The organism is Pseudomonas sp. P5_A12 (assembly GCF_056400685.1).
The window spans coordinates 1-11518 of the sequence record NZ_JBFUKU010000181.1; the positions used below are offsets into that span (position 1 = coordinate 1).

Genomic DNA, 11518 nt, shown 5'->3' on the forward strand with positions numbered 1-11518 from the left:
GAACGGTACGGCGGTGCCCTTTAACCTCTCAGCCTTTGACTGGGGCCGGTGCAGCGCCCATGACCTGCCACGGGTATTACGCAAGCTGGAAGCCGGCAAAGTGCGCAGCGCAGACCGTCAGCTGTCACAAAGCCTGGAAGAAACACTGGCACGACGCACTGAATTCCTCACGGCCTACCAGAACAAGGCCTATGCCGAGCGTTATCGGCAACGTGTCGAACAATTCATGAAGGCAGAAACGGCACTGCTCGGGCAACCGGGGAAACTGTCGGAAAGCGTCGCCCGTTACTACTTCAAAGTGCTGGCGATCAAGGATGAATACGAAGTGGCGCGCCTGTTTACCGATGGCCAATTTCTGGAAAAAATCCAGGCCAGCTTCGAGGGCGACTACCGCCTGCGCTTCCATCTGGCGCCGCCGCTGCTGAACGATAACGGCTCCGGGCGCGAACCGAAAAAACGCAGTTTCGGTCCGTGGATGCTGCAAGGCTTCAAGCTGCTGGCCAAGCTCAAGTTCCTGCGCAACACCTGGCTCGATCCGTTCGGCCGTACCCATGAACGCAAGGTGGAACGCAACTGGTTGGCCAACTACGAACGCGTCCTCGACGTAGTGCTGAAGGGTTTGACTGCCGAAAAACAGGCCCTGGCTCAAGAGTTGGTAGAGCTGCCTGAAAGTGTTCGCGGGTATGGTCCGGTGAAAGAGCGATTCCTCGACCACGCGCAACAGCGCCAGGCGCAGTTGCTGGTGCAGTGGCGTAATGGCTCGATCGGACAATTCCATGATGCCAGCCAGGGCAACCGTAATATCGCGGTTACCCAGCTTTAAACCTCATAGCCCGCGCTTCGGCGCGGGCTAGATGTTTGCGCTCATCGGCAAGGCGCAGTCAAAAACAATAAGGTGAGCAATGAACGAAGAACTGGCTAACCACTACCGTGAAATTCTCCAGGGTGTCGGCGAAGATCCAGAACGCGAAGGCTTGCTGGACACGCCAAAACGCGCGGCAAAAGCCATGCAGTACCTGTGTCATGGCTACCAGCAAAGCCTCGAACAGATCGTCAATGGCGCATTGTTTGAATCGGACAACGATGAGATGGTCATCGTCCGTGACATCGAACTTTACTCCCTGTGCGAACACCATTTGCTGCCGTTTATTGGCAAGGCCCATGTCGCCTATATCCCGACGGGCAAAGTGCTGGGGCTGTCGAAAATCGCGCGTATTGTCGATATGTTCGCCCGCCGTTTGCAAATTCAGGAAAACCTGACACGCCAGATTGCCGATGCCATTGCCCAGGTAACCGATGCCGCCGGGGTGGCGGTGGTGATCGAGGCGAAACACATGTGCATGATGATGCGTGGCGTGGAGAAGCAGAACTCGGTGATGAGTACTTCTGTGATGCTCGGCGCCTTCCGTGAGTCGTACAACACTCGCCAGGAATTTTTGCAGTTGATACGCGGTCGCTAAATGAGTGTGCCGGGTTCGCCCAGGCACACCGCCTGCCACTCAACTGAGCATCATCATCCCGCCGTCAACCACTAGCGTCTGACCGGTGACAAACCGCGAACCATCGCCGGCAAGAAATACCAGCACAGGGGCCAGGTCCCGGGCCGGTTCGCCCAGCTTTCCGCCGATAGGAACTTGCCCGGCCATGTACGCATCGTGCTGCTGCAATTGTTCGGCGCTCATACTCGCGCGGGTGGCGTCGTACATCGGCGTCCACATCGCCGGAGCGATGGCGTTGACGGTAATGCCCAAGGGGCCCCATTCCCGCGCCACCGTGCGCGTCCACGCCAGCACGGCGCCCTTGCTGGCAGCATAATGGGCTTTGCCCGGCTGTCCGAGCACGCCTGCGGCTGAGGCGAAATTGATGATCCTTCCGCCGCTGCCCTTGAGCAACTCATAAGCCGCACGATTGGTCAGGAAGGTGCCACGGGTATTCACCGCAAAAACCTTTTCCCACTCGTCCAACGTGATGCTGTCGGCGCTGGCATTGGGCGCGATGCCCGCGGCATGCACCAGCACGTCCAGACCGTTGAGCTGTTCATTGGCCCAGGCAAAGGCAGCGTCTACCGATTGACTGTCAGCGATGTCGCAGACTCGCGTGTGCGCCCAACCACCGCCTTCACCTGTTATGGAGTCACCCTCGCCCAGGTCAAGGCTGACGACATAGGCCCCCTCCTCCACAAACGCCTTGACCACTGCCGCGCCAATACCGCGGGCGCCCCCCGTGACGATGATCCGCTTACCGACCAGTTGCATGGGCTGTTCCTCTTGTTTGGGTTTTGTCAGGCTGTTTGATCTATGCGCTGCAACGCCGCTGCAAAAAGGCGCAGCGCCGAGGCGTGGTGCTTTTCACCCGTTACTCTTGAGGCTTTACCCGCACAGGCGCGGGCATGGCTGACTTCGAGAAAAATGCCAAGCTTGAAACCGGCCAGCACCAGGTACCAAGTGAAGTCTGCCAACGAGCGCGAGCTGCCGGCGCGGTAATGCGCGACCAATTCATCGCTGCTGCAAAAGCCATCCCAGGGATGGACTTCAATAGTGCCCGCCCCGCGACCATCGGCACCGGGCCAGGTCACCACCAGCCAGGCAAGATCAAGCAACGGATCACCGATGGTTGCCAGTTCCCAATCGACCACGGCAGCCAGTTCTCCACAATCGTGCCGGAACATGACATTGGACAAGTGAAAGTCACCGTGTTGGATACCCACCTGGAACTGCTGCGGGCAATGATCGCTTAACCAGCTGGCTAAGCGTTCGAGCCCTGGCAAACCGCTGGCGCCGGGCCAACCGGGATAGTCTTTGACACTGTCCAATTGCGCCAGCCAGCGTGAGACCTGACGCTGATGAAAACCCTCAGGTCGGCCAAAATCCGCCAGCCCTACCGCCTGGTAGTCAATCTCGCCCAAGCGCAAAAGCGCATCCACCATCGCTAGCCCCATGCGCCGGCGCATTGCAGGCTGCTGCGCATGCGGCGTCGGCAAACCCGCCGCGCAATTGGGATTAAAACCCTGCACCGGCTCCATCAAATAGAAACTGGCGCCCAGAACAGTCTGGTCAACACAGTCGGCTATCAAACCGGCATGGGGCACCTGCGAGCCGGCCAATGCCTTGAGCAAGCGCGCTTCACGGGAAATGGTTTTACTGCCGATCTCGCGCAATTCCATGGAAGGCCGTCGCAACACGAATTCACGCGAACCACGCCGAAAACGCAGCAACAGATTTTGCGTGCCTCCGGTCAGGCGCTCCGGAGCCTCGATGGGCCCGTGTTCCAGGCCCTTGGTGTCCATCCAGAGCGCCAGGCGTTCCATGTCGACCAAACCCTCCCAGTCGCTCATGCGTTCCGCTCGCCGAGAGTGGCCAGCACGTCGGCGTATTTTTCCCGGGCACGGGCCGCGGCAGTGGGCCGGTGGTAAGCGGGGAATAATTCGTCGCAGGGCTGATAGTCGCGCAGTAGTTGTTTGGCGACCGTGACTTTGTGTACCTCCGTAGGCCCGTCGGCCAGTCCCATCTGGAAGGAGCGCACGATGTAGCCGGTAAACGGCATTTCTTCACTGACCCCTAACGAGCCATGCACATGCAGAGCGCGCGCGGCGATGTCATGCAGCACTTTGGGCATGACAGACTTCACCGCGGCGATGTCTTTGCGCACCCGCTTGTAGTCCTGATACTGGTCGATACGCCACGCCGTGCGCATCACCAGCAAACGAAATTGCTCCAGCTCGACCCATGAGTCGGCAATTTTTTCCTGGACCATCTGCTTGTCCGCCAGACGACTGCCCTGAGTACTGCGCGACAGGGATCGTTCACACAGCGCATCCAGGGCTTTTTGCGCCTGGCCAATGACACGCATGGCGTGATGCACGCGCCCGCCACCCAGCCGCACCTGGGCCACAACAAACGCCTGACCGGGCGCGCCGAGCATATCGCTCGCGGGAAYTCGTACCTTGTCGAATGACAGATAAGCATGGGTGGCGGCCGGGTCATCGGCGATACCAACATTGCGGATAATGCTCACCCCTGGTGCGTCAGCGGCGACGATAAACATCGACATGCCTTCATACACCGAGACGTTTTTATCGGTCACAGCCATCACGATGTAGAACGCTGCATAACGGGCGTTGGAGGCAAACCATTTTTCGCCGCTCAGCAGCCAGTCATCGCCATCGCGCACCGCTTCGGTGGTAAACACAGCGGGATCCGCGCCACCCTGCGGTTCGGTCATGGCGAAGCAGGACACGATATCGCCATCGAGCAACGGTTGCAGGTAGCGCTGCTTCTGCGCCGCAGTGCCGTAATGGGCGAGGATTTCACCATTGCCGGAATCGGGTGCCTGGCAGCCGAATACAATCGGGCCAAACAGCGAACGGCCGAGAATTTCGTTAATCAATGCCAAGCGCACCTGGCCATACCCTGCCCCGCCCAGTTCCGGGCCCAAGTGACACGCCCACAATTTGCGTGCTTTCACCTGCGCCTGCAACGGTTTGACCAGCTGTTTGAACAACGGGTCATGGATATTCCAAGGGCTGCCCAACACATGATCGAGAGGCTCGACTTCCTCACGTACAAACTGCTCGATCCAATCCAGTTCCGCTTGAATCTCGGGGTCGGTCTGAAAGTCCCAGGCCATGGTGTTTCTCCTAGCAAATAGTGATCAAGCGAGCAGCATGCCGCCGTCGACCAACAGGGTTTGGCCGAGCACATAACTGGCCAGCGGTGAGGCAAGAAACAGCGCCACGTTGGCCATGTCCTGAGGCGTACCCAGGCGCCCTTGAGGAATCGCACGCAGTGCGCCTTCGAGGCGTTTAGGGTTGCTGGTGGTCACCCGTGTCAGTTTGGTTTCCACCAGCCCTGGGGCAATCCCATTAACCCGGATACCGTCACGGGCCCAGGCTTCAGCCAGGGTTCGAGTCAGCCCAAAAGCACCCGTTTTTGAGGCGTTGTAGGCGGGATTTCCGCGGGTGGAATGGAACGCGGCTGCCGAGCTGACCGTGATCATCGAGCCCTTGGCTTGCATCAACAGCGGGTGAAATTTCTGCGCACACACCATCAGGCTGGTGAGGTTGACGTCGAGTACGTGCTTGAAGCCCTCGGTCAGAAATTCCTGACGGTCGTAGAGCACCGTGCCTTGTGCTTGCACCAGCACATCGAGGCGGCTGAATGGCACACTCGCGGCCTCGATCAACGCTGCATCCGCGACGTCGACCTGGGCGTAGTGCAGGCCTTCAAGGTTTGAATCGGAAGAATCCTGATACGCCGCCGCAGAGGCTCGCGTGCCCCAGACATAAACCTCTGCACCGCGCTGACGAAAGTTCTGCGCAATGCCATTGCCGATGCCACTGGAACCGCCGATCACCAGCACGGTTTTGCCACTGAAATCCAACTCGTACATGGGTGTTCCTTGTGCTTGTCAATGAAGGCTGCCGAATAACAGGCCCCGTTACAGTGCTGCCAAACCGGCTGAGGCCAAGTGTTCAAGTTCACTGTGGGTAAAACCGAGCGCTTCCAGCACTTGCCGGGTATGTTGGCCAAGGGCCGGTGGCGGGCGCTGTAGCGACAGCGGTAAGTTGCCGAAATCCCAGAACGCACCGATCTGTTGCAGGTCGCCGTACACCGCATGGGAATAATGGGCATGCAGACCCGCGGCGGCGTGTTCGGGACTGTCGAGAAACGCATCCATCTGCGCCTCCAGCACGGCCTGCGCTGGAACCTGCGCGGCCGCCAAAGCTGCGAGTGCCGCTTGCCGGGTGAGCCCTGCAAAATACTCTTGCGGCTGATGGCCCACCAGTGCGGCGAAACGCTGCACTTCATCAGGCCGCAGCGCGGCCACCACCAGCCAGGCATCGCTACACAAATACAGGCGATGTGCGTCACTCAGTCCCGTCTGCTGCGCATCTATGTGGGCGACAGGCGTGAGGCTGCCGTCTTCCAGCACCACCGCTTCACTCATCGACAGCAACGTAGCGCCCAACAATGAGGAGCTGACCATTTGCCCGGCGCCGCTGCGGTTGCGCTCGTACAACCCCAGCAGCAAGGCGTAGAGCGAGGATAAGCCAGCAAAAAAATCGCCCACGCCAAAGCGCAGCCACATCGGCGCCTGCCCCTCACCGCCCTGTTCAACTTCCCAGCCGCAGGAGGCTTGCATCAATTGATCAAAGCCCGGCCAATCCGCACGTGGGCCGGTCGGCCCGTAGGCGCTGACATGGCAATACACCAGCTGCGGGTTAAGTGCTTTGAGGCTCTCGTAGTCAACCTTGAGTTTGCGTGCGGCCGGCAGCCGCATGTTGTGGTGCACCACATCGGCCCAGCGTGCCAGCGCCTCAACGACGGGCTCGGTTTGCCGATCACCCAATTGCAGCGCCACCCCCAACTTGCCACGCTGAGTACCGCTGAAAATCCGCTCCAGACGACGCATGGCATCGCCTTTGGGTGCTTCGATTTTAATGACCTCGGCGCCCAGATCCGCCAGTAGCATGCAAGCAAACGGCCCGGCCAGGTAAGCACCCAGGTCCAGTACTTTCAAACCGTGCAGCGGTGGCAAAGGGGCGGGGGCGGACTCGCGACGTTGCACTGGAACCACGTCATCAGTGCTTGGCAGTCCGCGGTTCCCTTCGCCGGCCAGTGGCGCACTGCCGCCGACTCGCGCAGGCGGCTGGACCTTCCAGGCGGGGCCCGGTTGCAGGGTCTTTCCCAGTTGAACGTCATCGATTTCAACCACATAGCCATTCAGGCGCGCTTGCTCATCGAAGTAAATGTCGCCAAAGGCACCGGCAATTTGCGCGGCCACATCATGCTGCCAGAAATGCTCGACCCAATCCTGCGCCGGTCGTGTGGCGATGATCGCCTTGTTGGCGCCGAAGTTAGGCGCCACATGACTCGGTGGCCACAGCGCATTCAAGCGAGCCACTTCGGTTTCGCCCAGCTCATTGAGCGCCGCGGCCATCCACGGTGATTTGTCCGGCGAATAGTGCACATGCAGCCAGCGACCATCAGCGCACAGGTGCAATGGAATCGGGATGTGTTTATCCAGGCCCTTGGCAAAGACCGGCGTCGGCGTTTGTGCGCGGGTCCAATGCATGGTCATTGGCACCAGTGCTGCCTGGGCCAGACTCGTATGGGCGATGCCGCCACAACCATCACGATCACGTGCGAGCAAACGCGCCATTACCCCGACCACACATAGCCAGCAGGCCAGCCAGTTGGCAAATGGCATGCGTATAAACACCGGACCGGGACGATGAGCAGGCTGCTCATCCAACAGCCCCAGGCGCGCCAAAATCAACGTTTCCCGAGGGATGGCATTCGCCAGCACATGCCGTTGGGGCCAGCCGCCGATTGCGGAAATAATCAGGTGAGGAAAGTCTGCAATGAGCTCCGCGTCTGCCAAACCATGGGTCTGCGCCATTGCGGGGGTGAAGTCGTGCAGCAGCACATCGGCGGTGGCTAGCAGAGATCGCAACTGCTGGCGGTCGGCAGGGTTTTCCAGGTCAAGGGTGACGCTACGCTTGCCGCGGTTCAGCACCGCGAAGAGTGCCTGTTGATCTCGGGCCGGATTGCCGGGTGACTCAACCATCACCACTTCAGCCCCCGCTTCGCACAATTGCAAGCCGGCGGCTGAACCGGCAATGCCGGAACACAAGCTGATGACGCGAATTCCTTCGAGGATTGCCTGGCTCATACAGCACCTTTCAGTGACTTGCTCTGCTCAAAGCGTTTTGCAGCGAAGCTGCAGAACGAATCCATGGCGAAACTCTAAGGCACCCAAGAAAAAATCCATAGATAGATTAGTATTCCGAATATAGAATCATAAGTCTAAATATGAACAACATTTTGCAATTCGTTCAACACTACAATCAAAGGTCTCGACATGATCCTGCGCATGGACCACTTCACCATCGTCTCTGACCAGTTGGCCGCAACACGGGATTTCTACGTTGATGTATTGGGCCTGGTCGAAGGGCCACGCCCGCCCTTCCCGGTACCCGGCTTTTGGCTGTACACCCAGAACCAGCCAGTCCTGCATGTAGTGGGCGTCGCGCAAATGCCGGAGCCGCGCCGTGGCGTGCTCGACCATATGGCCTTTCGTGCGAGTGGCTTGCAGACGATGTGCGCGCTCTTGGCCAAGCAAGGCGTGCGCTTCAAGATCATTCGTGCTCCAGGTGCGGAGCGCACCTGGCAGCTGTTCATGCAGGACCCCAACGGGGTTGAAGTGGAACTGGACTTCGACGCCAGCGAAGAGCCGCCAACCGATTGGAAGGATTACCGGGGCCGCTAAATCAGCCCGCAGTAACTGCCGCCGTCGATCTGCAGGTTTTGCCCGGTGATATAGCTGGCCTGAGCCGAACACAGAAACGCGCAGGCTGCCGCCAATTCACTCGGCTGGCCAAATCGCCGCGCCGCTATCGGTTTGAGCATTTCCACCCGCGCCTGCTCGACACTGAGCTTACGATGCTTGGCCAACTGCTCGGTCATAAAACGCAGACGGTCGGTTTCAATACGCTCGGGCAGCAGATTGTTGATGGTCACGTTATCCCGTGCGACTTCGACTGACAGCGCTTTGCAGAAAGCCGTCAGCCCAGCACGCGCAGCCGTGGAGAGTCCCAAAGGCAATCGTGGCGATTTGACCATCGCCGACGTGATATTGACGATGCGGCCAAAACCGCGCTCGCGCATACCGCCCACCACCCCCTGAATCAGCAAAATGCCCGAGAGCATGTTGGCCTCAATGGCGGCCAGCCAGGCCGCGTGGTCCCAGTCTTCCAGGCGGCCCGGCTCAGGGCCGCCGTTGTTGGTCACCAGAATATCTACCACCGGACACGCGGCCAGGAGCGCCTGGCGCCCAGCCATGGTGGACAGGTCTGCGACCACCGTACGGGGCAACCGGCCAGTACTGCGCAAAATGTCTTGCGCGGTTTGTGCCAAGGTCTCGGCATCGCGGCCATTGATCAGCACATCGCAGCCTTCCTGCGCCAATGCCAGCGCACAGGCTTTGCCTAACCCTCGGGAGGATGCGCACACCACGGCAATACGCCCGCCAATACCCAGATCCATTGCAGTACTCCTCGCGTGATGGCGTCAGCCGTTCATGCCCAACAAGGCACTGATATTGCGTCCCGGCTCAGCGTCGCTGCCGTAGGCAAATTGGCCGGCACGCTGACGTTCGACCAACTGCTCCATCTGGTAGCGATACCGAGTACCCGGCGTATCGAAGCGCGAATGCAGGTCACGACGTTCGTCGGTGTCGAAATAGCGTTGATTCTGCGGGCGCACCACCGAGTTGTCCTGGGGCTGGATGATGTAGTTGATGCGCGGCATCACGTAGCGAAACGGCGCCGGTGCAGCGGTGGTGTTGAAGGTGACGTCACACCGCGAGCGATGTTTGCCCACCGGCAAGAACGGTTGCAGGTTAGGCACGTCATACCCGGGGCGAAAGCGCGGATAGGAGATGCACACGTTACTGCGCAAATGGATGTGCAGCACGGCGCGAAAATCCTGGTACTTGGCGCGCACGCCGCCAACCCAGCGCATGATCGGCGCGACTGACTTTTTTGCCACGGTACGGGTACGGGTCACGGTTTCGGAGGTCCATTGCACCTCCACCACGTCCGACTCACTGATACCGTCGCCAATGGTATTGGCATGCAGAAAATCGGCATGAGTCAGGTCAATCAGGTTTTCCACCGAGAGCGCCGAAGTCGCATCGAAACGCACCGTGCGCTGGGTGTAACCGGGAAGACTGCCATCCTGCGGTAGAAACGGAATATGCGGCAGCAATAGCGCGTCGGCATTATCCGGGTTGCCGTACCAGACCCAGATGTAGCCGTAACGCTCCACCAACGGATAAAACCCGCGACCTCCCGTAAACGCGGTCAGTACTGGTGCCTTGTCAGGTCGGTGGGGGTGAAACTCAGCAGCCACCGCCTGCCCGTTGTCCCGCCACAGGTAGTAGGGCTGTGCATGAATGATGCGGCGGATGGGCCGCGCGCTCAGGTCACGGCTATGGGAAACCGGGAACCAGGTATCACGCAGGTCATAGTTGATCGGTGTCCAGTCACCCCGCACTTTGCCAGGGAGGTTATCGGTGGAGGAAGGCACGGCATGCATAGTGGGTTCTCCAGTGCTCAGACGACTGCGCTGACGGGAATCAGGTGCGGTTGGCGCAAGGTTCTCAGCTCGCGGGACGAGGCTTCAAGCAAGGCCGCGATGGCCGTCCCATCAATAAGACCGTTCACGCTGAAAGGCGCCCGTTTGCGCAGGCGTGCGACTCGCCAGCGCAATGGTGCTTTGGCCGGCACCTGTTCATGCATGAAACCTCGCCAACACAAGCTGGTGGTGCCACGACGGTTGGCCCCGCTGGAGATCATCAGTGTGATGAGCGGTAACTCGTCTTCGCTGAGCAAATCCACACGAATAATGCCGCCTTGCAACGCGACGGCGGTGCGCACAATCAAGGGGTAATCCACCACAAACTGCGACGGCAGAAATTGTGTGCTCCATACCGCACCGCGCTCCAGAACCACACGCCCCTGCTCGCTGCGCAGATCGCCAAGGAAAAAATCAGTGAGGCGCACATGGGTAAAACCGAGCAAGCATTCCGGGCCGTCGAGCATCGCAGCCAGGTACTGGTCGTGACTCATGTTGACGATGGTGGAACCGGTAAATTCGCGCCCGCTCGGCTGGTAATCACTGCTGGGCAATTCAATTTGCGGTGTCCCCTCACCCAACCATACGTGGACAAAACCATTGGCCTCGCTCACTGCAAAGGCTCGTGCGGCGTATCGCGCAGGTACGCGTTCACCGGCGTGCAAATTGGGGATCTGAGTACAGGCACCATTGGCGCCATCGAAGGTCCAGCCGTGATAACCGCATTGCAAACCGGACTCGACGACTCGACCCAGCGCCAGCGGTACACGCCGATGTGGACAACGGTCTTCCAATGCAAAGGCTTGCCCGGCGGCGTTACGGAACAGGACCAGTTCCTCGCCCCCAAAGGCCACTGCCAATGGCGTTTGATCATTTACGGCCTCGGACAGCGCCATGGCCCACCAGCCTGGGGTCATCATCGGGTTGCCTCATTGTTATTGTGTTTTGGGCAATTGCGTTGAACGCGATCAGTGCTAAAGGTAACGCTTCGAAGTTAATCCAGCAAACCAAAATAAACAGTTTCATTATTTCTGTCGAAATATAAATAGGCGCTAACAATCACTCATTATTTTCAGTACACCCCTCCTAGACAAACGGTTTTCAGATCACATTCCGGTTTCTTTTGCGACCCACAAATGGACATTTTTTAATTTTGTGATCATGTTCTTATAGGAAATAGCTAGCGAACAATCCATAAGCCTGATTACCATGAGCATGCTCATTGACTTCAAGGTGCATTGAAGATGACCCAATCCACCCTCGGCTTCGTGCTCCATGACGTTGCCCGCTTGATGCGTAAACGCTTCGAACAATGGGCTCACGCTGCCGGTCTCACGCGCTCCCAATGGCAAGTCTTGGCCAAGCTTTCCATTCATGAG

Annotated in this window: 11 protein-coding genes; 3 read left to right on the forward strand and 8 right to left on the reverse strand. The window is 59.0% G+C overall.

Translation table 11 applies throughout. The annotated features are described in order from the left end of the window. A partial coding sequence (locus AC1DSG_RS21070; RefSeq protein ID WP_477792615.1) for a DUF6537 domain-containing protein occupies positions 1-823 on the forward strand: 823 nt, incomplete at its 5' end. 79 nt (positions 824-902) lie between these two features. Next, positions 903-1460, forward strand: coding sequence for a GTP cyclohydrolase I FolE (gene folE, locus AC1DSG_RS21075; protein ID WP_477792616.1), 558 nt, complete (start codon positions 903-905; stop codon positions 1458-1460). Between the two features lie 39 nt (positions 1461-1499). Here the strand turns inward: folE and AC1DSG_RS21080 are convergent, their stop codons facing one another. The 5 genes from AC1DSG_RS21080 to AC1DSG_RS21100 are packed head-to-tail and all read right to left on the reverse strand — an operon-like array spanning position 1500 to position 7674. Then, entirely contained in the window at positions 1500-2255 is a 756-nt protein-coding gene (locus AC1DSG_RS21080) for an SDR family NAD(P)-dependent oxidoreductase (RefSeq protein ID WP_477792617.1), read from the reverse strand. Positions 2256-2281: 26 nt separating this feature from the next. After that, positions 2282-3334, reverse strand: a complete 1053-nt coding sequence (locus AC1DSG_RS21085; RefSeq protein WP_477792618.1) for a phosphotransferase family protein — start codon at positions 3332-3334, stop codon at positions 2282-2284. Beyond that, the gene (locus AC1DSG_RS21090) at positions 3331-4626 is read right to left on the reverse strand and encodes an acyl-CoA dehydrogenase family protein (protein ID WP_477792619.1); all 1296 of its coding nucleotides are present in this window, start codon (positions 4624-4626) and stop codon (positions 3331-3333) included. The genes AC1DSG_RS21085 and AC1DSG_RS21090 overlap by 4 nt, the downstream gene beginning before the upstream one ends. A 24-nt stretch (positions 4627-4650) precedes the next feature. Beyond that, positions 4651-5388: an SDR family NAD(P)-dependent oxidoreductase gene (locus tag AC1DSG_RS21095; protein ID WP_007942569.1), complete on the reverse strand. Its 738-nt coding sequence runs from the start codon at positions 5386-5388 to the stop codon at positions 4651-4653. Positions 5389-5436: 48 nt separating this feature from the next. Beyond that, positions 5437-7674 (reverse strand): CoA transferase, encoded by a 2238-nt coding sequence (locus AC1DSG_RS21100; RefSeq protein WP_477792620.1) that lies wholly within the window; start codon positions 7672-7674, stop codon positions 5437-5439. Between the two features lie 189 nt (positions 7675-7863). On the opposite strand from AC1DSG_RS21100, the gene AC1DSG_RS21105 reads away from it, so the two are divergent. Next, positions 7864-8271, forward strand: coding sequence for a VOC family protein (locus tag AC1DSG_RS21105; RefSeq protein WP_477792621.1), 408 nt, complete (start codon positions 7864-7866; stop codon positions 8269-8271). Here the strand turns inward: AC1DSG_RS21105 and AC1DSG_RS21110 are convergent. Genes AC1DSG_RS21110 through AC1DSG_RS21120 form a run of 3 tightly spaced genes read right to left on the reverse strand, consistent with a single transcriptional unit; the run spans position 8268 to position 11059 of the window. After that, positions 8268-9047, reverse strand: a complete 780-nt coding sequence (locus AC1DSG_RS21110) for an SDR family oxidoreductase (protein ID WP_477792622.1) — start codon at positions 9045-9047, stop codon at positions 8268-8270. The genes AC1DSG_RS21105 and AC1DSG_RS21110 overlap by 4 nt on opposite strands. A 24-nt stretch (positions 9048-9071) precedes the next feature. Beyond that, positions 9072-10100 (reverse strand): aromatic ring-hydroxylating oxygenase subunit alpha, encoded by a 1029-nt coding sequence (locus AC1DSG_RS21115; protein ID WP_477792623.1) that lies wholly within the window; start codon positions 10098-10100, stop codon positions 9072-9074. A gap of 17 nt (positions 10101-10117) precedes the next feature. Then, on the reverse strand, positions 10118-11059 hold the full coding sequence (locus AC1DSG_RS21120; protein WP_477792624.1) for a Rieske 2Fe-2S domain-containing protein: 942 nt from the start codon (positions 11057-11059) through the stop codon (positions 10118-10120). Between the last annotated feature and the right edge of the window lie 459 nt (positions 11060-11518).